Source organism: Halalkalibacter oceani, assembly GCF_040544555.1.
Taxonomy (GTDB): Bacteria; Bacillota; Bacilli; order Bacillales; family Bacillaceae_D; genus Halalkalibacter; species Halalkalibacter oceani.
Genome location: NZ_JBEPKD010000004.1, coordinates 1 through 21,810 on the forward strand (window position 1 = coordinate 1; position 21,810 = coordinate 21,810).

Sequence of the window (21,810 nt, forward strand, 5' to 3'; positions counted from 1 at the left end):
CACTTAACTCATTCGACTTTTGGGGAGGTACTCCTTTTTTCGTGCCTTGAAAACCTTGCGAGACTAAGGGTTCAAATTATGAAATTGACTCACTTAATTTAAATAAAGAAAGAGAGAATTCCTACAGCTATAATTCCGGTTATCCCCATAATCAATGTAGTAAATGTAACAGCCCAATAGCTTTGTTTGAGATCCATTCCTCCCATTTTTCCAACCATCCAAAATAAACTTGCATTAGTATGAATAACTGTTAACGAACCGACAGCTACAGCTAATAAGGCGAGCTCTGGACTGATGCCTAAATCACCTAACAGCGGCATAACAATCGCTGAAGCAGTTGTAATAGCTACAGTGGATGAGCCAACAGCCGTAACTGTTAAGGCGGCAATGATAAAGGGAATTAAAAATCCAGGAAAACCGAGAGCCAATACCTCCCCGCCTAGAAACTCACCGATATTTGTTTCTTTAAGCACGCTTCCGAAGCTTCCCCCTGCCGCTGTAATGAGCAAGATATTGGCACTTTTTTCAATAGCATTAGAAACCCACGTATCTGTCACTTCTCCGTCCAATTTTTTAGGAAGCAAAAACGCCAGTAACACCCCTATTAAAAGAGCAATTGGAGGGGAACCAATGAAAATAATAATGCTTATGAGCAAAGAATCACCCGAAAGAAACTGACTGGAGAAAGATTGGCCAATAATTAAAATAATAGGGACGATGATGGGCAGAAAAGAGCGAAAAGTCGATGGAGTGTGGACAATTGTTTTCTCTGACTCATCAGATTGTTCTAAATCCTCTTCCACCATGATCTTCGGATATTTTCGCGTTAGAAACTTAGAGTTTGCCCATAAAGTAGTGACGATGACAATAGGTATGGCTACAATGAGGGCATAAATCGTAAACTTCCCAAGGTCGGCTCCTAAAAGTTCAGCTCCTGCGATGGGCCCCGGAGTAGGCGGTATCAACACATGAGTTGTCATCAAGCCCGCCATCAGCGCTGTAGCTAAGGACACATAAGGAATGTTACCGACTTTAGAAAGGGATTTTATAATTGGGTTTAAAAGCACAAATCCGGAGTCACTAAATACAGGGATAGAAACGACGGCTCCAGAGACATTCGTACCTAGCGTACTTTTCTTTTTACCGATAATACCTAGAATAAATTGAGCAATTTTTTTAGCTCCCCCTGTTGCCGTAAGGATTTCACCGATGATTATTCCTGAAACAATGACGATCCCTACACTTCCCAATATCGAACCAAACCCATTAAGAATCGTATCAAGCGTTTGTTCTATCCCAAGTCCACTTGCCAAACCAAAAAATATGGACACAAATAGCAATGAAAGAAAGGGATGAATCTTCATTTTAACGATCATAAATATTAAAAAGAACATACATATAAGCAGCCAAAAGGCTATCCATGACTGTGCCACCATAGCACAACCCTCCCACCAATAAATAATTTTAAGCTTTCAAATCATTGTCCTCACGCTCATATTATCCACCAACACCCATCCTATCGCTTGCCAATGTTCCGTTCCTTTAAAATGTCATTATTCCTCTAAGCATCCCCCCTTTTATATAAGCGCTTTCATTAAATCTAATCGATTAGAAATGACTGAGAAAAAGAAATGGCTTTACACCATTTACCCTTTTTCAACCCCACAAGTTTGTCTGATCATTAACTTTGGACTAAGAACAACATTTTGGATATCATCTTTTTTATCTTTTTGATTGATTTTCTCTATTAATCGCTCCATAGCCCGTCTGCCTATTTCATACCTTGGTATATGAACGGTCGTAAGTTGCACAAAGCGAAATGAGGTAATAAATAAATCATCGAATCCGACAACAGCTATATCTCCCGGGATGGAAAGGTTTAAATCTTTAACCGCATCAATTACCCCGAGTGCCATAAAATCAGAGCTGGAAAAAATGGCAGTAGGTCTTTCATCAGCGGGTAGCTCCAATAACCGCTTAGCTCCCTCATAGCTTTTTTGATATTCGGTATTTCCCCAGACTATCCATTCCGGCTTGACTTCAAGGTTTGCATCTTCCATTGCTTTCAAAAAGCCTTTCTTCCTGTCAGCACTTACTGCAGAACCTCTCAGCCCCTCAATAAAGGCTATTTTCACATGGCCGCCAGTAATCAGGTGCTTCGCTGCCATGTAGCCTCCCGAAAAGTTATCAGCCGTTACTGAATCTACCTCCAGACCTTCTATCCCTCTGTGGGCAAGTACAATAGGAAAGGAAGTATCCATTAACTTCTTTACTTGTTCAATATCTTTCTCCAAAGCATTTGCCAGTATCATACCATCTATTCCGCCTTTACGTACTTGAACCATTATGCCGGCAAATTGTCCCTGCTTATCTTCTGTGTTGAATAAAAGCAAAGTGTAACCGTTTTCTCTGGCGACATCCTGACAGCCCTTCGCCAAATCAGGGTAAAAAGGATTCATAATGTCAGGCAGTACCATTGCAATGGTATTATTCTTCTTGACGCGAAGCCTTCTTGCTACTTCATTCGGAACATAGTTTAATTCTTCAATTGCTTTTAAAACCTTTGTCTTTCTTTCTTCGCTCACAGGTCTGTCATTGAGGACATAGGAGACTGTGGCGACTGAAACTCCTGCTTTTTTCGCTATATCTTTTATCGTTGCCAAATCAAAGAAAACCTCCAGATCTAATCGATTAGATTTATCGTCATTGTACTGTTTCTCAATTCACCTGTCAATCAAATCCTAAAATGAATTCTGAAAATTCGACTAAACTAATACACTTGACTCTATATATTCTATAGCATTTAGTATCTGTATTCTTACCGCAAAAAAAATCCCGCTAGGACAAAAGCCAGCGGGGCTTAGAAAACGAATTAATGGACATAAAGCTGCTGAAAGGTCAGATCCTCTTTATCAACACCTAGCCCCTCCAAAAAGTCAAATACGTCCTGAAAAGAAGCGACCGGATACTGGGTTTTACACATGTGACTCGTACGATGAAGATCACGTAAAAACTTCCGGTCCTTGCCGATCTTCTTTTCCATTTTCATTAAAATGTCGAGCACTTCCTGATCTTTCTCAAAGGTCACATGTCCATCACTTTCATTAAAGTAAACAATTAATGGAACCTGCGTATACGGATGAACAAAATGCGCTTTAAAAAGATTCATTTTCCCCCTCCTCTTTTTCTTTCTCTTCTCACTATACAAAAAGCGGCCAAAGAATCAAGACATTTGTTCATATTATCAACTCTTCTCCCTTAATCTGTTAAACTAAAAGAGAAATCAAGAAATAATTTCTCAGTCTCAGAATAGGAGGACAAGATGAATTACACCATTATTACCGGTTCATCAAGAGGATTAGGACAAGCAATTGCTACACGGCTCCTCACAAAAGAAGCACAAACTTTAATTTGTATCTCCCGGAACGAAAATGAAGAGATCAAGCAAGCCGCCGAGCAGCACAACATCGGCTACCATTTCTATTCCGTCGATTTAAGCAATGTTTCTGCACTCCCAGCGTTAATGGACAAGATTTTTTCCACCATTGAACTGGATGAAGCAAAGCAAATTCATCTTATCAACAACGCCGGACTGCTCGCTCCCGCCCGCCCATTAGAGCGAGTCGAAAGCGAGGAGCTTCAGAAAAATGTAAACGTTAATCTCGCAGCACCAATGCTTTTGACCGCCGAATTTCTCAAGCACACCGCAAACAGTCCGGCAGACAAACGCATTATCAACGTTTCTTCCGGCGCCGGCCAGCGTCCGATTTACGGATGGAGCTGCTATGGCGCAGCGAAGGCCGGACTTGATTTATTCAGCCGCAACGTCGCCGTCGAACAAGCGGAAGCCGCTCACCCGGCAAAGATTTGCTCCTTTGGCCCGGGTATTATGGACACGGCGATGCAAGGAGAAATCCGCTCAATCGATAAAAATGATTTCATTCATGTCGATACGTTCCGCCGCTATAAGGAAGAAGGAAAGCTCCTTGCTCCAGATCAGGTCGCCAAAGTGATTGTCGATCTGCTCGAATCAAATGATTTCCCCGACGGCAAAGTGACCGACATCAGCAAATATCTTTCTTAGCTTTTCATAGTGGGTAGCCGGTGCGAACCCCAAGCGCACATAAAAACCCCGGATCACTCGCACCAAAAAAAGACTGAAATATGAAAAAATATGTAACACCAAACAAGAATATGCTATTCTATTACCAAGAAAAGTTAATAAAAAGTACTCACCAGCGCTGTTTTTCCTTTTTTTAGGGGAAATCGGGCTATCGCACTCTTTATGAGTGCGTGGATTGAAATGTTTAATTCAACCTTTTCTATATAGTCTGTCGACCATCGCACTCTTTATGAGTGCGTGGATTGAAATTTTGCCGCGTTATAATCCGCGTTATGTTCGCACATCGCACTCTTTATGAGTGCGTGGATTGAAATACGTGCGAGCGGCTGATCAGAGCTGGAATTATCCGATCGCACTCTTTATGAGTGCGTGGATTGAAATATTACCTTCAGGAATTCGAGTTGGCACTACGTTAAATCGCACTCTTTATGAGTGCGTGGATTGAAATTTACTGAAGGAATTGCCAAGGGTAGAATAATCGCCCATCGCACTCTTTATGGGTGCGTGGATTGAAATAATCTGTATTAATAGAGCATGTTGGATTATTCGAATCGCACTCTTTATGGGTGCGTGGATTGAAATTCTCTGTCGCTTTTTTATCCGTTTCCTTTCTTGTTATCGCACTCTTTATGGGTGCGTGGATTGAAATAACACTGCTAAATCCAAACGCTTCGATGTAATCAATCGCACTCTTTATGGGTGCGTGGATTGAAATTAATGTTTCAGCTTTCTTACTCCAGCCATAGCTTTATCGCACTCTTTATGGGTGCGTGGATTGAAATGATCTTGGTCTTTGCTATTCCAGCATCAATCAATATCATCGCACTCTTTATGGGTGCGTGGATTGAAATGCGTGCCCTTTCTCAAGCAGGTGGGTGAGCTGTGGCATCGCACTCTTTATGAGTGCGTGGATTGAAATTTCCATGAAATGATTCACAGTACAGGGCATACAAAATCGCACTCTTTATGAGTGCGTGGATTGAAATCTCCTAGCGAACTTTTCGTGACCATCCAGCGCTCATCGCACTCTTTATGGGTGCGTGGATTGAAATTTTTGCTCTTGTAGAGCTTGCTTAATGACTTGCGATCGCACTCTTTATGGGTGCGTGGATTGAAATTTGGCTCTTGATCCTTACTCCAAAACTTAAACCCATCGCACTCTTTATGGGGGCGTGGATTGAAATATCGTCTCCTTCAGCACCTGGTTAATGACAATTCGGATCGCACTCTTTATGGGTGCGTGGATTGAAATTCAGCTGACACAGGGACCCCTTTGCCGTACTTTAAATCGCACTCTTTATGGAGTGCGTAGATTGAAATTTGAAATCTAGTAAATCAGTATCAACAGTGTCATATCGCATTCTTTGGCAGGGGCATGGATGGCTAGGATCTTACAGCTTCTTTTCCCCTCCACCGTTTACTCCGCTCTTCCCCTCACTCAACCAAATAAAAACAACCCGCCGCTCAGAAAAATGCGACGGGTTACAGGGGCAGAGCGTTAGTTGCTATGTTCTTCCTCTTTGATTAAACGTAAAAAGGAGCGGTAGGCCTGGTCCAGATAAATGTCTTTTCGATGAATGAAAAAGAGATCGACTGTTTGCTCTTCAGGGGGAAGGGTATGAACGGTGAGCGTTCCCTCATTGATTTGCTGGGTGGCAAGCGATTTTGGTAAAATCGCTATGCCGAGACCTGCCTCGATGCAATGTAAAATCGCTTCCAAGGTGCTGAGCTCCAGCCGATTCCCTGGAGAAATTTGATTTGTCTCAAACCAGCGGTCGAGTCTTGTTTTATATGGACAGTGAGGACGCGTCAAGATATTTTTTGCGCTTAGCTCAATGTCTTGCTTTGCATTGGAAATGATCACAAGCTCCTCTTGATAGATTGGGATGGCTTCCAACTTATTGTCTTCAATCGGCCCGATGACAAAAGCTCCGTCCAGCTTATGTGTAAGCACATCCTGGATGAGCTGTGTCGTTAACGCGACGCGCAAGGATAGCTCGACATTCGGGAATTGCTCGTTATAATTCACCAACAGCTGCGGCAGTCGGGCCGCGGCGGCTGTTTCATTTGTTCCTAGGGAAAGCGAGCCATGGGGCTCGTCTGAATCCTGGATCGCTTTTTTTGTTTCGTTGACAAGCAGCAAAATCTCCTCGGCCTGTTTTAATAATAATTTTCCCTTCCCCGTCAAACTGATGCCGCGTGGATGACGATAAAACAGCTGTGTGTTGAGTTCTGTCTCCAGCTTTTTCATTCTTGCCGTCACATTCGATTGGACATAGTTCAACCGTTCCGCTGTTTTTGTGATGTTTTGTTCAGCGGCGAGCGTTTTGAAAATAAGCAGATCTTTCATATCCATCTTTAACTCCCCTTCCCTATAACCATCAAAAAAAGTGATTGAATTATTCAAAATGAATCATTTTTAATTATATAGTAAACGAGATAGACTGTACCTAGCAAGCTATTACGATGTGAGGTGATTTAGCAAATGAATGATTGGCAAAACCTTCAGCAAGCAGGACTTACTAAGCAGTATGCACTTGTAAACGGTGTGCGTCTTCACTATGTGGAAGCAGGAAAACAGCATCATCAAACGGTCGTCCTTTTACATGGCTTCCCGCAAAATTGGCAGATGTGGCGTTATCTCATTCCTGAATTAATAAAGCGCTATCATGTCATTGCTGTCGATTTAAGAGGCTATGGCGATTCGGAGAAACCGGAAGGAATGAACGGCTATGATAAAGGAACGATGGCACGTGATGTTTACGAATTGATCGCTTCCATGCAGCTAAAAAAAATCGCGCTCGTCGGCCATGATCGCGGCGCGAGGGTGGCAAGACGCTTTGCCCTTGATTATCCAGATACCGTCGCCGCCCTTAGCCTTATTGATATTCTTCCGCTGGAATTAATTTATGATCAGCTATCTGTTTCGGCAGCCTCGAAAAAATATTGGCATTGGACGTTCCAATTAGTGCCTGACTTGCCTGAAGCATTAATCGAAGGCCGCGAAGAAGTTTATTTGCAGTTTTTATTTAACCGCAGCCCGGAACTGCTCAAGCAATTAAAAAAAGAGGGTGTGTGGCAGGAATACCTCCGGGCTTGGAAGGAGCCGGGCGGTTATCAGGCCGCGCTAAATGACTACCGCGCCACCTATGAAGTCGATTTGCCAAAGTATCGGGCGGAGCGTCAAGTTCAGCGAAAACTGACACAGCCTTGCCTGCTATTATGGGGTGATCATGGAAATTTAGCCGATCAACCCGTACTCGATTACTGGAAAGAGGTCGCAACGACCGTTAGCGGAAAAGCAATTGCCGACTGTGGACATTATGTGCCTGAGGAACAGCCCGAAGCCGTTCTCCAGGAGCTATTACCATTTTTACAAAACTTTTTTCACGAAGGAGAGTCATAGAAAATGAAAACGATTAAGGTAGCAAGTATCCCCGGAGATGGAATTGGCCAAGAGGTCGTCCCCGCGGCCGAGGAAGTAGTAAAGGCAATTGCTGCGCTTCATGGCGGTCTTTCGTTCGAATTCACTCGCTTTCCATGGAGCTGCGAATATTATACAGAGACCGGTAAAATGATGCCTGATGACGGGCTGAAACAGTTAACCGATTTTGACAGCATCTTTTTAGGGGCGGTCGGCGATCCCAGAGTCGTGCCCGATCATATTTCATTATGGGGACTGTTGCTGACGATTCGCCGGGAATTTGAACAGGTGATTAATGTCCGGCCGGCCAAGCTGTTAAACGGGCTGCGCTCTCCTTTAGTAAATCCAAACGATTTTGACTTGATCGTTGTCCGGGAAAATAGTGAAGGAGAATACAGTTCAGTAGGCGGCGAAATCTATCAAGGTGGGGACCAAATCGCCATTCAAAATGCGATCTTCTCCCGCAAAGGGACGGAGCGGGCGATGCGCTACGCGTTTGAATTGGCGAAAAAGCGCAGCAAAAAGCTGACAAGCGCGACAAAATCAAATGGTATTTTTCATACAATGCCGTTCTGGGACCGGATTTTCAGCGAGATATCTCGTGATTATCCTGACATTGAAACGGATTCACAGCATATCGATGCGCTGGCCGCCTTTTTCGTCACCGCCCCGCATCGCTTTGACGTCATCGTGGCAAGCAATTTATTCGGCGATATTTTGACCGATCTTGGCGCGGCGATCATGGGTAGCGTCGGTATCGCCCCTTCAGCAAATATCAATGTTAACGGCAAATATCCATCGATGTTCGAACCGGTTCATGGCTCAGCGCCCGATATTGCCGGGAAAGGAATGGCCAATCCCATCGGACAAATTTGGACAGCGAAAATGATGCTCGACCATTTTGGCGAGGAAGAGCTCGGCTCAGCATTGCTCGCTACGATTGAATCGCTTCTCGCTGATCAGATCACCACTCCTGATCTCGGCGGTACCTTCTCGACAAATGAAGTGACAAATGAACTGATCGCCCGATTGAAGAAGCTCGGGTAAAGCACTGAAACTGGCAGCGTTTCCGGTCTACACATGAGAGCTGGGCCAGAAGGTTGTTTATTTACCTTTTGGCCCAGTTCTACCAGCTTTCTCTCCCCCTCTTACGGCACTTCATGGCCAAGCGAGCTGTGAAGAATCGCAAACCATTGATCAAGAGTTAACTCATATTGCAGCGCATTGATTGCCGCTTGAATCCGCTCCTTCTTCTGCGTGCCGATAATCGGCATTGTCTTAGCCGGATGACGCAAAATCCAAGCATACGCGACCTCATCAATCGAGCCGGCACCAATCTCTTTCTGCACCTCTGTTAACGCTTCACGGACGCGCACTCCTTTTTCGCTCATGTCCGAAAAAAGCTTGCCGCCGGCGAGCGGTGACCAGATCATCGGAACGAGCCTGTTCTCCAAACAAGCATTCATTGTCCCGTCCTCGATGTTTTCCAAAACGAGCGGAGAAAGCTCGACCTGATTGGTCACCAGCTTCTCTGACACATACGATTGCAGCATCGTCAGCTGATCGCTTTTGAAATTGGAAACACCAAAGTAACGTACTTTCCCGTCTTTCTTTAGTGTCTCAAAGGCTTCTGCCACTTCCTCAGGATTCATCAGCGGATCAGGCCGGTGAATGAGCAGAACATCAATATAATCCGTCTGCAAATTTTTAAGCGACTGGTCCACCGAGGCAATAATATGGGACTTGGATGTATGATAATGATGCGTTTTATGGTTCGGTCGCTGCGGCGAAGGGAGAACAATCCCGCATTTCGTGACAATTTCAATTTTTTGCCGCAAGGATGGCTCCTTGGCAAGAGCAACTCCAAACAGCTCTTCACATGTATAGCTTCCATAAATATCGGCGTGATCAAATGTTGTAACGCCCTGTTCATAAACATATTTCAGCAGATCAAGAGTCTGTCCGCTTGATTGCTTCCAATTCGCCAGCCTCCACAGCCCGTACACGAGCCGTGAGAAAGACAAATCTTCGGCCAACTTTATTCGTTCCATGCTTACTCCCCCTGTTTATGGCGTAAATAGTGTGCAATCAATCTGAAAGTCTGAGTACGGATCACCGCTTCTTCATTCAAAAGCTGATGCCTGCCGCCGTTCATCAACACAAATGTGCTCTGCGGATAATGGGCGATCGCCCAGCTTCTTCCGTACCGTCCATCGACTGTGCGATCCCTGTCACCCTGTATCATTAAAAAAACAAGCTCCTCGTCTGCAGGATGCCGTTTGTTTTCTCCGTCAATCATTTGCTTCAACGCCACCAGCCAATCAAGCGGAAGCTTCCTTTCCTGCAACGGATCAGCTTTTGTAAAAGTTAAATAGGCCTGATCAGTGGAATTTTTTGTGAAGACCCGTTTCAGCTTCTTTATGTAGCGTTTGCCAAACGCCATACCTACCGTCGATAGCCGCCACATATACGGCCGCAAAAGCGGCGCAATCAGAATAACCTTGTCAAACGCCTCTCTTCGCCTCTGCAAATAATGCAGCCCGACCGTTGCCCCGGTACTGTGGCCAAGCAAATGGACAGGCTGTCTACCGGCGAGAACCTGCTCGTAAACGCAATGAAGGTCAGCCTCGTACTCCTTAAACTGTTTAATCGTTGCTCTGTCCCCCGTCGAAAGCCCATGCCCGCGCAAATCAAAGCCGACGACCGTATAGCCCTCCTCCACTAAAAAGTGAATTGTCTTCGACAAAGAACCGAGATGGTCAAGATAGCCGTGAAGCAGCAGCACCGTTTCCTGCTTCCCCTTGCTATCAGGAGCGAAGCGCTGGACGAATACTCGTTGCTTCCCTGTCGTCGTGATATAGCCGTATTGATGGGTGCATTGAGTTGCCGGCAAATGATAAAAGGCCCGATATTGGGCGATCGCCTCGGCCAGCTCCGGCTGTTCCTCAGCAAATGCCGGAGACATTGATGTTATCCTGTTGAGTGCCTGTTTCACCATATGCGCATCCATATAGAAGCTTTTTGCCTCCACTCTTATGTATTTTCGTCCCTTAAGCCGAAGGAGGTTTTCCAGCACCTGCTGGCAGAATCCTCTTATTCAATCGTACTAAAACAACCGTGAAAAGAAAAGGCACTGCCCCAATAGCATCTTTGGTCACCCTCCCAGTCAAAAACAAAAAAAGGATTTACAGACAAGTCGTCCAACCTGTCTGTAAATCCTCAGCCTCCATTAATAAAGCCGCTTCGTATAGCTTTCTTCAAGCAAATCGGCAACATCTTCATTTGGAATTTTGGAGTGGGCCGATAAAATCTTGGCAGCTGATGGCAGTGTTTCTTTCTCAGGCCAGGAGTCAGCATCCCACAAGCCTGAACGCTTAAATGCTTTGGCACAATGAATAAAGCACTCCTCCACTTCCACGCCTATTGCTAAAAGCGGCTGGCGCTCGTTCACTTTCATTTTATCAAGGAGATCTTCATCCTTCACCAATGTCGCCTTTCCATTAACTCTCAGCGTTTCCTCCATGCCGGGTATAATAAAAATCAGCCCTATTCTGGCATTAGATAAAATGTTGCGCATCGAGTCGATTCTCCGATTGCCAGGTCTTTCCGGGATAATGAGATGCTTATCATCAAGAATATAAACAAATCCCGGCTTATCTCCCCGCGGGGACACATCACAGAAGCCTTCCTCATCAGCGGTGGAAATCAGCAAAAATGGCGATTTTGCTATAAACTCCTTACAATGGCTGTCCAAATGAGAAATCACCTTGTTCTTGACCAGTTTACTCGGAAACCCGACAATTTCACGAAGTTCTTCCTCGGAATCAATCGTCTGACGAAATCGTTGATGAGCCATCCAACCCCTCCTCTTTATTCTGCTTTTGTTAATTAATCACTATCATACTATCACTCACCTCTTATTATAATGGAATTCTTTCAATTTTTTCATTAAAAAAGACAGGATGTGTCAAAAGGAAGCCTCCTTTTTAACACACCCCGTCTCAATTCATCCATTTACTTTCAATTTTTTCTTAAACTGTGTGGCGACGATCTCGAGCATAACGGCAATGATAAGGATAAAGTAAGTAATCGTGCCGATTTCGCGAATATCGAGGTAAAAATTACTTGCCATGAACATGTCAAAGCCGATTCCTCCGGCTCCGGCGGCCGCTCCCATCGCCACCGCAACGGCGAAATTGATTTCAAAGCGCAGGAATGTCCAGGAAATCATATAGGTGAGGGAGGATGGAATGACAGCCTGAAAGATGATTTGCCAAAAGCCTGCTCCGCTCGCCTGCAACGCTTCAACGACTCCTTTATCAAGCTCCTCAAAGGATTCTGAGTAAGCTTTCACCAAATAGCCGACAGAATGAAATGTCATGCCGATGACGGCGGCGACACTGCCGAGCCCTGCGGCGACAGCAAAGATAAGAACCCATAACACGGTCGGTACGGCCCTGATAAAAGCAACAAGACCTTTAATGACGGCAGAGACGCGCTTTGACGTTAAATTCTCGGCGGCCAGCAGGCCGAGAAAGACAGCGATGATCGCTCCAAATAATGTTGTTAAAAAAGCAAGACCCAGTGTAATAAAAACTTGATGAACCGCATGTCCGAACGTAAAATGCTGAAAATGAGGTTCAACAAACATTGCTTTCAAGTTCGCGAATGTGATAAGCAACGCCTCAAAAAAATTGATTTCCTTGTAATCGAAGCTGAAAAAAGCATAGACCGTCAGGAACGCCAGCGTCAACAGCGTCAGCCTGATCACAATCGTCGACTTCGTTAAGACTTTAACTTTCAGGCGCTTTCCTGAAGGAAGCAGCGGCTTTTCTCCGATCATTTGCTCCTTGGCACCCACTATAAAATCACCCTCCTTACATAATTTGATACGGCTTCAATAAGGAGAATGGCGACGACAATCGCAATTACAACAAGGGCGGCGATATCATAATTCAGATTTTTGTAATACAGATTAAAGGTAAACCCGATGCCGGAACCTGTTAAAAGGCCAATGAGCGTCGCACTGCGGACATTCGTTTCAATCATAAAGAGAACCCAGCTGATCATTTGCGGAAGACTGGATGGAACGACCGATTGGGCAATGATTGAAAAATAGCTTGCTCCAGTCGCTCTTAATGCCTCAACCGAACCCCCGCTTACTTCATCAATCGTTTCGACAAAGGATCTTGTTAAAAAACCAAACGAAGCAAAAAACAGGGCGAAATAGCCGGTTAATGAGCTTTGACCAAAGGAAAAAAGCAGAATCATCGCCCAGGCTGCCACATCAATATTCCGAAAGACCGTCGCGATCCCGCGGCAAATACTACCGAAGAACGCATTGACGCGAGTCGTGTTTGAACCGAGTACAGCAAATAGGAGCGCAAACATCGCACCAAGCGTTGTCGCCGCAATCGATACGAGCAGCGTTTCAATTAAACTGTTTAAAATACCCGGCAGCCGCGATAAGGATTCCTGCGTCGGATAAAAATTCCCAAGTGCCCATATAACAGCCCGCGGAAATGATTCAAACCCTCTGACAATATTATACTCAGTAATGAGGATCGCACCGAGTGTGATCAACCCTAAGACGAGCAGAAATCCGAGAGTGTTTCTCCTTTTTCGTGCAAAAAAATCAGCTTGCATGGATGCCTCCTATGTCAAAGATTAGATCTTCAGCCTCGGATCCGTAAATTTGCTGAATGTCTTCTTTTGTCATCTCTTTCGGGGTTCCATTGTAGACGACCTGGCCCTTGTTAATGCCGATAATCGTATCCGAATATTTCAGCGCAACATCGACTTGATGAAGATTGACGAGAACAGTGATCCCCATCGTTGTTGAAACCGTCCGGAGATGATCCATAATTGTTTTTGCCGAATTTGGATCAAGTGAGGCAATCGGCTCATCGCATAAAAGCATCCGCGGATCCTGAACGAGCGCCCTCGCAATGCCGACGCGCTGCTTCTGACCTCCGCTCAGCTGGTCAGCCCGTTTGTAGATGAAGTCCTCCAGCCCAAGAAGCGACAAAATTCTGATCGCCTGCTCTTTTTCCGCCTGACTGTATAGGCCGAGAACCCCCGCTAAAGTTGACTTTTTCCCAAGCGTTCCATGAAGCGTATTTTCGATCACACTTAAGCGATTCACTAAATTATAATGCTGAAAAATCATTCCGATTTTCGTTCGCACCTTTTTTAAGTCCTTCTTTTTAACATTCATGACGTCGATCCGATCAAAGGTAATCTCTCCGTGTGAGGCATCAATCATCCGATTGATACAGCGGAGGAGAGTCGATTTCCCCGCACCGGATGGACCGATGATGGAAACAAACTCTCCTTCGTTGACGGAGAAGCTAACATCAGATAATGCCTTTGTATCATTTCCAAATTGTTTGGACAGATGATTGATTTCAAGTAAGGCTGTCATAGTTAACTCTCCTCTTATCCTTTTAGTTAGAAAGCTCGCGAATCGGATTAAACCAGGCGTCCTCAACTTCAACTAAACGCTCGTCCGCTGTTTTTGAAAACAATCCGGAAAAATCTGAGTCCTCAGGCACGAAAATCTTCTCATTGTTCGCCACCTCATCAGATGTCATAACTTCAAGCAGCTCTGCTTGCATCTCTTCGTTAATGTTGTCCCCATTAATGACAAATGGTGCGTTTAACACAGGAGTGACGGAAATAAGGATAAATTCTTTCCCTGTTACCGTATTGAACGGCTCTGCCGCGTCCTCTCTTACTTTATAAATCGCCCCCGGCCGGTTTTCTTCGCCTTCGATCAATTCAACGTAGTTATTGACGCATGTATCACAAAATGCAGCAACATCGACATTCCCAGATAGCAGATTGACCGCTGAACCTTGATGAGAACCGCCATACAGTACATCACTAAAGAAATGATTGTCGCCACCTTCAAGCAGATCGTCTGCCGTTACATCTTCAAAGCCAGGCTGTTCGCTGAAATAATCGACAATTCCAGTGGAAGGAACCCGAAAGCCTGAGGTTGAACTGTTTGAGACAAACGAGAATCTCTTTCCTTGGATGTTGTCAATCGCGAACTCATCACCATTTTTGTACTCATCAGCATTTTCTATTTCTACAGCAAGCCAGCTATAGTAAATCGCGTCGTCCAACGTACCGGACTCACCGGACGGGACGACGAGCGGAAGAACCTGGTCATTTTTATTTTTCGCTTCAATGTACCCTTGCGCCCCTAAGTAAGCCATGTCCGCATTTCCGTTAGCAATTGCCTCGATCGCCACAATATAATCCGTTGTCGTTTGATGCGTAACTTCTGCGCCCGTCTTCTCTTCAATCATTCTACCAATTTCATCACGTGTGTCTGTCAAATCTGTGCCGGATTCATTCGGAAGCCAGGCAATTGTGATACTGTCTTGTCCTGCTATACCTGAAGAAGAACAACCAGCAATGAATAGCAAAATGAACGTCAGTACATATAGCAATGATTTTTTCATCATAAAATCTCCTCACTTTTTTAATTTCCCATTCTACTATAGCTCGTAATTGTCAACCTACTATTAAGACGATATTAGCAATTATTAAAAGTTAGTAAATTTGGTAGAATAAGAGAATACTCCATCTTGCATGTTATACTCACGGTCACATAGATGATTCATAAACTCAAGATCATGAAAAATTCCCAAAATCGTCGTTCCTTCCTTCATCAGCTGTTCAATCAGAAGCTTAACTTTCATTTTCGACTCTTGGTCAAGACTTGCGGTTGGCTCATCAAGCAGAAGCAGCCGCGGCTTTTTGACCATCGCTCTTGCAATATTAAGCCTGAGCTTTTCACCTCCCGAAAACGTAGCTGGGTAACTGTCCCATAAGGCTGGATCTAATTCAAAATGGGCGAGAATCTTTTCAGTTTCCAATTCTGCAAGCTGCTGATTTTCTCCCATCTCCAAAATCGCCTGCTTAACAAGCTGCCTCGCTGTCGTTCTTGGCATTACATTTAGAAATTGGGACACATAGCCGATTTCATGCTTTCGTAAATAAAGCATTTGCCGCTCGGTCGCCTCAGCCAGATTAAGCGGGCCAAAAGCTTTCGACTCGTACGAAATGCTTCCTTCCTGAATCCGGTACGTGCCGTAGAGGCACTTTAAAATCGTCGACTTTCCGCTTCCGCTTTTCCCGGTAATACCGACAAATTCGCCTTCCTTCACTTGAATATCAATATCGCTGACCGCCCGGATATGCTTGTCTAAATTATGGAGGTCAAACGACTTCGATAACCCTTTAATTTCCAGAAGAGATTCCAACATGCTCACCCGCTTTCTTATTTCTTTCCCAGCTGCGACCTCTTCAGAAGCTGGAAACAAGCTTTATATCCGATAGTTTGTTTTCTGAATCAGTTGTCCATCGACAAAGACACTCGTAATAACTGGAAACTGATCGCTGATTTTTTCAATAATGAGCAGGTCGGCTTTTTTCCCTTCGCGAACAGAGCCAATCTCATGATCCATTTTGACTGCTTTAGCCGGGTTGATCGTGACAAGCTTCATCATTTCCGCCAGGTCCATTCCATATTTGTCAACCAGGGCAAAGACAGAGTGAAGCATCGCCGCAGGATAATAGTCGCTGCACAATATATCAATTGACTCTTTTTGAATGGCTTCTGCCGCGCAAAGATTTCCGCTATGCGATCCGCCGAGCAGAACATTCGGGGCCCCGGCAATCGTATACATCCCAAGCTCCCGCGCTCTTTCAGCCACTTCAAGCGTGATTGGAAATTCACTGATCGTCGCACCGAAGCTGTGGACAAGCTCCAGTTTTTCAAGTGTGTCATCATCATGCGAAGCTACCGCAATCCGGTGCTCGTGAGCAAGCTCGGCGATTTCCTGCATGCTCTCCATCGAAAGCTTTTCCTTCGTCTGGTGATTATGAATCATCACGTCAATCGAGGCGTCGCTCACATTGTTATAGCTTTTTACCGTTTGACGATAAATTTCTAAATGACGGTATTGCCCCTGTCCCGGCGTATGATCCATAAAGGAAACTAAATGGACTTTCTTTTCAGCGATGTAGCGCTTTAGATTATCAACCTCACCGATATTATCAATCTCAAATCTGGCATGAAACCGATGGCGGACAAGATGCTTCGTTTTATGACTCTGCTCAATTAAATCGATAAATTTCCGGACATTTTCCGGCTCGCGAATCGGTTTGTATTCATACTCCGTTCCTTTAAAAAGCGAAAGAGAATGAAACATTGTCGTAATCCCGTGCCCGATTAATTCCTTCTCTGTTTCTCTTAAGCTCAAATTAAAATCCATCAGCGACGTTGGACGAGGGGCTGCCATATGCTCAATATAGTCTGAATGAATATCGATAAAGCCAGGAGAAACAAAACCGCCTCCCGCATCAATGATTTCCATTCCTTCCCTGAACTTGATCTCCCCAATTGGAGCAATTCTGGCGATCCGGTCTTCTTCAATTAAAAGATCATAGCCGTGCAACACCGTATCCTCGGTGATCAATCTTCCATTTGTGATTACATACAAAAGCATTTCCTCCTAACCTTCAGAATGTTGGCCGACGTTAAAGCAGGGAGTGGACCAATTGCTGGGTATAACGGTGCTGTGGATCCTCCAAAATCTGGTCGGTCAAGCCTTGCTCAATCACCATTCCATCCAGCATGACGAGCGTACGGTCCGCCAGCATCCGGATCACGCCTAAATCATGGGAGACGAGGACCATACTAATGTTCAGCTCGCGCTGAAGGCCTTTAATTAAATCGAGAACGCTCGCCTGAACAGAAAGATCAAGTCCCGTTGTCACTTCATCCAGCAGCAGCAAAGGCGGATTGTTGGAAAGCGCCTTGGCAATCTGCACGCGCTGCTGCATCCCTCCCGAAAAATTTTTCGGTGCTTCTTTCCGGCGATGAACAGGAATATTCACCTTATTAAGCAGCTCCGCTCCCCTGTTCTCCATCATGCCGACGTCACGGCTGCCTGCCGCGATCAGCTTCTCGGCAATATTGCCGATTGAGGAGAAATTCATCCGTAAGCCTAGCAGCGGATTTTGATAGACCTTTCCCATAATGTGATTGCGAATATAGCGCTGCTGCTGGGAGGACTGCTCAAATAAGTTTTCTTCGCCATTTTCAAAAGCGCTGACAAACGCTTCTCCGCTCGTGACTTCCTGGTCAAAATAAAGGCACTGCATCAGCGTCGATTTTCCACTGCCGCTCTCCCCGACAATTCCTAGCACCTCGCCTGGAAAGACATCAAAGGAAACATTTCGGCAGGCGTAAACCGTTCCACAAACCTGGCAGTGATTTTTCACTAAGGTTGCCGATTGCCCACCGCGGCAATGCTCGCAGCCGGGTCCATACTGCTTATGCAAATTCCTTACCGATAACACCGGAACTTCAAATTCAGTCATTTAGTTCACCTCAGCCGCATTTAATTTTTCAAGACAGTAGCTCGTATCATTGCATTGATAGACTGCCTCATCAGCTCCCTCGTCGAACAGCTCGTCCAAGAATACCCCCGTCGAGCCGCACAGTCGGCATTGCTTATCCGCAAAGGTTTCCGGGGCAAACGGATAATCGTCAAAATCAAGTGAGACAACCTTTGTGTAAGGAGGAACGGCGTACACTTTCTTTTCACGTCCGGCCCCGAGCAAAATAAGCGCCTCACTTTCGTTCATTTTCGGATTATCAAAGCGCGGAATCGGACTTGGCGCCATGACATAACGATCATGGACGAGAACGGGATGGTCGGCTCCGGTCGTCATGCTGCCGTATTTCATAATCTGCTCAAAGAGCATCAGCCACGCCCCGCTGTATTCTTTCTCAGCATGGAGCTTCTTCGTGACACTTTCGCTCGGCTCATAATAGCGCAGCGGCTCCGGCAGCGGTACTTGAAGGACTAGAATTTGCTCACTCGTCAGCGGCACTTCCGGAATTCTGTGCCTCGACTGGATCAGCGTCGCCTCCGCTGTATGTTCCGTCGTCTCCACGCCTGTTGTATCAACGACGAGCTTTTTAATATTGACGGCATTAACCGATTCATCGGAACCCTGGTCAATCACTTTTAAAATATCGTTTCTGCCAATGAGGGAGAGCGTTAACTGCAAGCCGCCGGTACCCCAGCCCCTGCCAATTGGCATTTCACGGGAGGCAAAGGGAACCTGGTAGCCTGGAATCGCGATCGCCTTTAGTGTGGCGCGGCGAATTTCCCGTTTCGAGCCTTCATCAAAAAAAGCAAAATTATAGGCCGGATTCATCAGCTTCTCACCTCTTGCTTTTCGTCTTTTTTTGTCTTCCGGACACTGTCCAGCTTCGATTGGAACGTCACATAATGCGGCATTTTAAGATGCGAAATGAAGCCGGTTGACTCTACGGAATCGATATGATAGAGGACAAATTCTTCATTATGACTTGGAAACTCATCATTCGGATATTCGAGACAATAATCTAAAATTCCAATCGCGATCGCCTTTGTCTCGTTTTGGCCGAAGCAAAGGCCATAGCCGATTTCAAACTCCATTTCCTTTTTTCCATATTCCTTCTCAACTGTGACCGGCATCAGCATTTCGACTTCAGTCACTTTCACTTCGCCGATATAGTAACCATCTGCCTCGTCCTCACTGTCCGCCGTCGGATGATTGATCGTAACCGGCAGGTACCCGGCACGAAGCTCACCGACAGTTGGATGCAAATCCCCGTAGCCGCGGATAACCGAATAGGCAAAGGACGTGACCGCCCCGGTTTGTCCCCTTGTTAATATTTGCAGCCTTTGGCTTCTCGTCGATGGAAACTCAAGACTGTCGCGGGTGACATCATCCGGCTCTTGATCGTTATTGTCACATGGAGGAAGCAAGCCTTCCTTGCGCAAATAATCGAGCACTTTCGGCACCGTTTGAGCAGCATCATTCGCTCCTTGATCCAGCGAGCTCTCGCTGCTGTATTCTTTCAGCCAGTCCTTTATGCTTTCATCGGTTTCCTTCATTAATTGAAAATCGAGCAGCCGGTGAGTATAATCGGTTGTTGCCCCGAGAATTTGTCCACCCGGAATATCTTTAAAGCAGGCCGAAATTCGGCGTTCAATCCTCATGTCGCTCGATTCAATCACTCTGGAATAATGCTTGCGTGGAACCGTCGAGCGGTACGCCCTTAATAGAAAAACCGCTTCCTCCGGATTTCCTTCCGCCTGCTTAATCGCAATCGCAGCCAGCGTCTCATCGTACAGACTGCTTTCTGACATCACCTGATCGATCAGTCCTCGCATCCCGGCTTTTATTCTGTCAATTTCAATTGTTTTTCCTTGCTGCACCCGTTCAAATTTCAAGCGCTTAATCGACTCTTCAATCGCCTGCGTTCCGCCTTTAACTGCTACATAGCCCATTAGACGATCACCCTGTTTTCAGAAATTTGTGTAGTGCGCGGCAGAGCCAAAAGCTGCTGCTCCTGATCAATAAAGAGGAAATCAACGCCAAGCGGATATTCCCTGTTTTTCATTTGCCGGAGCTCTAACCATTTTTCGCTAGTCTTGACATCGATAAACGCCGTTGTCCGAATGCCAGGCCCTTTCAGCTGCAACGTTTGGTTATTCGATACCTTTTCCACTTCGACAATGAGTGAGGCGGATGTATGCGGATTTCTTAACGTGCCGGATTTCGCCTTTCCGATGGCTTCCTGTAAAGCGCCTTCCCCCGCATCCTGAAGAATTAAGATGTAATCCGCCTGCTCGATGGCAACCGGCTTCGCATATGTAAATTGATTCAGAATTTTTGATATGACTTCCGCTTTTTTTGACATGACTGCAAACGTCACTTCCTGATCAAATAACGTTAATGCCAGCAGTAAAAATGAAGCCGGGCAATCATTTTTGCCATCCTCCTCAAGCAACGCCACTTCCTCCGCTAAATCAGCCAGCTGTCCTGGCCGTGAAGTAGCATTCACCACTTTCCGGTAAACAGTCTGGATATCATGAATATAATCGAATGTCACCATCTGTCCCTCCTTACGAAACATCCATCGTTTCAAAATTAACCTTCGTTTTTAAAATTGACTGCTTCTCTACTGCTTTCGCCTGAGCAATCGCTTGTTCCTCATTTCCAAGCAGACCGTCCCATTTCATCGTTTCAGGAACATTTGCTTGATACCCAGCATCAATGATCGCCAGATGCCGCGCCAGTTCCGGCTTGTCCCCAGTCACAATGCCAATGCCTACCTTTCCTTCCACTTGTACCTTGCATTCGGTTACTAACACTTCCCCGGGATAAAACAGGCTCTTTTTTGAGGTTTCCCGGACTTTCATCATCACCAGCCCATGCTCCGGCTTCTGAATGACCTTCACTTCATAGCTTTCAAGAATGCTCTCCGCCATCTCTTCTGCTAGACTCGGCGAGCCATTTATTAGAATTTCAGTTCTGCGTCTTCTTTTCATATAAAGACCTCCGTCGAACGTTTTGCTTGACAACTATACTGTATCTTGTTGCCAAGTGCGCGCACGTTAAAGAACAGTGAAGTTTGTATCGTTTTTGTAAAACGTGTTAAGACGAGGGAATTTATCAACGAAGCACATTTATTCCGAAAGGATCCCATTGACTTTAGTAAAGAAAACACCATACTATTAAGAAAATTAAAACAGCAAAAGGTGTGGTTACCCCATAGGGTAATAAGACGACAGGCTTTAACAGCATAGTAGAAAAAGGGGACGATATAATGGCAAAAGTTTATTCATCCATTCTGCCGGGTCACGAAGAATTTATCCGCAAGCAACGAATGTTTTTTGTCGGTTCAGCACCTTTATCCGGGGACGGACATGTCAACATCTCTCCAAAAGGATATGATGTCCTGAGAATTCTTTCGCCGAATGATGTCGCGTATTTAGATTTGACCGGGAGCGGAAATGAAACGAGCGCCCATTTAAAAGAAAATCACAGAATCACCTTTATGTTCGCAGCGTTTGAAGGTCCTCCGCTGATCTTACGCCTTTACGGCTGGGGCGAGGTACTATTGCCAGGTACTGCAGAATGGGATGAGGTGGCGCCGCATTTCAACATCCTTCCTGGCGCCCGGCAAATTGTGAGAGCCCGAATTGAAACGGTAAAAACTTCTTGTGGATTTAGCGTGCCTTTCTATTCATACGATGGTGAGCGGGATACCCTTCATCAATGGGCTGAAAATAAAAGTAAGCAAGAATTAGAGGACTATCGCCAGAAGAAAAATTCAGTCAGTATGGACGGAATCATAACGCCACTCGGTGAACGTAACGGGGAGAGGTGACAAGGTATT

Annotated in this window: 22 protein-coding genes and 1 CRISPR repeat array; of the genes, 4 read left to right on the top strand and 18 right to left on the bottom strand. The window is 45.4% G+C overall.

The genetic code is table 11. From position 1 onward, the window contains the following. Positions 1-98: 98 nt before the first annotated feature. The 3 genes from ABMB67_RS06540 to ABMB67_RS06550 form a co-directional block, all read right to left on the bottom strand. On the bottom strand, positions 99-1,436 hold the full coding sequence (locus tag ABMB67_RS06540) for a GntP family permease (RefSeq protein ID WP_251223165.1): 1,338 nt from the start codon (positions 1,434-1,436) through the stop codon (positions 99-101). A 210-nt stretch (positions 1,437-1,646) separates the two neighbouring features. Next, positions 1,647-2,663: a LacI family DNA-binding transcriptional regulator gene (locus ABMB67_RS06545; protein ID WP_354571426.1), complete on the bottom strand. Its 1,017-nt coding sequence runs from the start codon at positions 2,661-2,663 to the stop codon at positions 1,647-1,649. A 209-nt stretch (positions 2,664-2,872) separates the two neighbouring features. After that, on the bottom strand, positions 2,873-3,169 hold the full coding sequence (locus ABMB67_RS06550; protein ID WP_251223167.1) for a hypothetical protein: 297 nt from the start codon (positions 3,167-3,169) through the stop codon (positions 2,873-2,875). 153 nt (positions 3,170-3,322) lie between these two features. Between ABMB67_RS06550 and ABMB67_RS06555 the strand changes: the two genes are divergently transcribed. After that, complete coding sequence (locus ABMB67_RS06555; RefSeq protein ID WP_251223168.1) at positions 3,323-4,084, top strand: (S)-benzoin forming benzil reductase; 762 nt, start codon at positions 3,323-3,325, stop codon at positions 4,082-4,084. A gap of 189 nt (positions 4,085-4,273) precedes the next feature. Next, a CRISPR array of direct repeats spans positions 4,274-5,375; the repeat unit is 32 nt; unit sequence ATCGCACTCTTTATGGGTGCGTGGATTGAAAT. A gap of 246 nt (positions 5,376-5,621) precedes the next feature. Here the strand turns inward: ABMB67_RS06555 and ABMB67_RS06560 are convergent. Further along, positions 5,622-6,479: a LysR family transcriptional regulator gene (locus ABMB67_RS06560; protein ID WP_251223169.1), complete on the bottom strand. Its 858-nt coding sequence runs from the start codon at positions 6,477-6,479 to the stop codon at positions 5,622-5,624. A 129-nt stretch (positions 6,480-6,608) separates the two neighbouring features. On the opposite strand from ABMB67_RS06560, the gene ABMB67_RS06565 reads away from it, so the two are divergent. Further along, positions 6,609-7,529, top strand: a complete 921-nt coding sequence (locus tag ABMB67_RS06565) for an alpha/beta fold hydrolase (RefSeq protein ID WP_354571427.1) — start codon at positions 6,609-6,611, stop codon at positions 7,527-7,529. A gap of 3 nt (positions 7,530-7,532) precedes the next feature. Then, complete coding sequence (locus tag ABMB67_RS06570) at positions 7,533-8,594, top strand: tartrate dehydrogenase (protein ID WP_354571428.1); 1,062 nt, start codon at positions 7,533-7,535, stop codon at positions 8,592-8,594. Positions 8,595-8,695: 101 nt separating this feature from the next. Here ABMB67_RS06570 and ABMB67_RS06575 read toward each other — a convergent pair whose 3' ends face one another. From ABMB67_RS06575 to phnG, 14 genes are all read right to left on the bottom strand, one after another. Continuing rightward, positions 8,696-9,598: an aldo/keto reductase gene (locus ABMB67_RS06575; RefSeq protein ID WP_354571429.1), complete on the bottom strand. Its 903-nt coding sequence runs from the start codon at positions 9,596-9,598 to the stop codon at positions 8,696-8,698. A gap of 2 nt (positions 9,599-9,600) precedes the next feature. Beyond that, complete coding sequence (locus tag ABMB67_RS06580) at positions 9,601-10,512, bottom strand: alpha/beta hydrolase (protein ID WP_354571430.1); 912 nt, start codon at positions 10,510-10,512, stop codon at positions 9,601-9,603. Between the two features lie 264 nt (positions 10,513-10,776). After that, positions 10,777-11,403, bottom strand: coding sequence for a pyridoxamine 5'-phosphate oxidase family protein (locus ABMB67_RS06585; protein ID WP_354571431.1), 627 nt, complete (start codon positions 11,401-11,403; stop codon positions 10,777-10,779). A 150-nt stretch (positions 11,404-11,553) separates the two neighbouring features. Further along, complete coding sequence (locus tag ABMB67_RS06590) at positions 11,554-12,390, bottom strand: PhnE/PtxC family ABC transporter permease (RefSeq protein WP_251223273.1); 837 nt, start codon at positions 12,388-12,390, stop codon at positions 11,554-11,556. A gap of 17 nt (positions 12,391-12,407) precedes the next feature. Next, complete coding sequence (locus ABMB67_RS06595) at positions 12,408-13,193, bottom strand: PhnE/PtxC family ABC transporter permease (protein WP_251223175.1); 786 nt, start codon at positions 13,191-13,193, stop codon at positions 12,408-12,410. Further along, positions 13,183-13,971: a phosphonate ABC transporter ATP-binding protein gene (gene phnC, locus ABMB67_RS06600; RefSeq protein ID WP_354571432.1), complete on the bottom strand. Its 789-nt coding sequence runs from the start codon at positions 13,969-13,971 to the stop codon at positions 13,183-13,185. Before phnC ends, ABMB67_RS06595 begins: the two co-directional genes overlap by 11 nt. A 22-nt stretch (positions 13,972-13,993) precedes the next feature. After that, the gene (locus ABMB67_RS06605; RefSeq protein ID WP_354571433.1) at positions 13,994-15,019 is read right to left on the bottom strand and encodes a PhnD/SsuA/transferrin family substrate-binding protein; all 1,026 of its coding nucleotides are present in this window, start codon (positions 15,017-15,019) and stop codon (positions 13,994-13,996) included. Positions 15,020-15,103: 84 nt separating this feature from the next. Further along, positions 15,104-15,823, bottom strand: coding sequence for a phosphonate C-P lyase system protein PhnL (locus ABMB67_RS06610; protein WP_251223274.1), 720 nt, complete (start codon positions 15,821-15,823; stop codon positions 15,104-15,106). Positions 15,824-15,886: 63 nt separating this feature from the next. Next, entirely contained in the window at positions 15,887-17,065 is a 1,179-nt protein-coding gene (gene phnM, locus ABMB67_RS06615; RefSeq protein ID WP_354571434.1) for a phosphonate metabolism protein PhnM, read from the bottom strand. A 37-nt stretch (positions 17,066-17,102) separates the two neighbouring features. Beyond that, a complete protein-coding gene (locus ABMB67_RS06620; protein ID WP_354571435.1) occupies positions 17,103-17,948 on the bottom strand; it encodes an ATP-binding cassette domain-containing protein in 846 nt (281 codons plus the stop codon). Then, positions 17,949-18,794, bottom strand: coding sequence for an alpha-D-ribose 1-methylphosphonate 5-phosphate C-P-lyase PhnJ (locus tag ABMB67_RS06625; RefSeq protein ID WP_354571436.1), 846 nt, complete (start codon positions 18,792-18,794; stop codon positions 17,949-17,951). After that, complete coding sequence (locus ABMB67_RS06630; protein WP_354571437.1) at positions 18,794-19,915, bottom strand: carbon-phosphorus lyase complex subunit PhnI; 1,122 nt, start codon at positions 19,913-19,915, stop codon at positions 18,794-18,796. The genes ABMB67_RS06625 and ABMB67_RS06630 overlap by 1 nt, the downstream gene beginning before the upstream one ends. After that, positions 19,915-20,523 carry a phosphonate C-P lyase system protein PhnH gene (phnH, locus tag ABMB67_RS06635; RefSeq protein WP_354571438.1) on the bottom strand — a complete coding sequence of 203 codons (609 nt, stop codon included), beginning with the start codon at positions 20,521-20,523 and terminating at the stop codon, positions 19,915-19,917. The genes ABMB67_RS06630 and phnH overlap by 1 nt, the downstream gene beginning before the upstream one ends. 10 nt (positions 20,524-20,533) lie before the next feature. Further along, positions 20,534-20,959: a phosphonate C-P lyase system protein PhnG gene (phnG, locus tag ABMB67_RS06640; RefSeq protein ID WP_354571439.1), complete on the bottom strand. Its 426-nt coding sequence runs from the start codon at positions 20,957-20,959 to the stop codon at positions 20,534-20,536. Between the two features lie 278 nt (positions 20,960-21,237). Between phnG and ABMB67_RS06645 the strand changes: the two genes are divergently transcribed. After that, entirely contained in the window at positions 21,238-21,801 is a 564-nt protein-coding gene (locus tag ABMB67_RS06645) for a pyridoxamine 5'-phosphate oxidase family protein (protein ID WP_354571440.1), read from the top strand. Positions 21,802-21,810 lie beyond the last annotated feature (9 nt).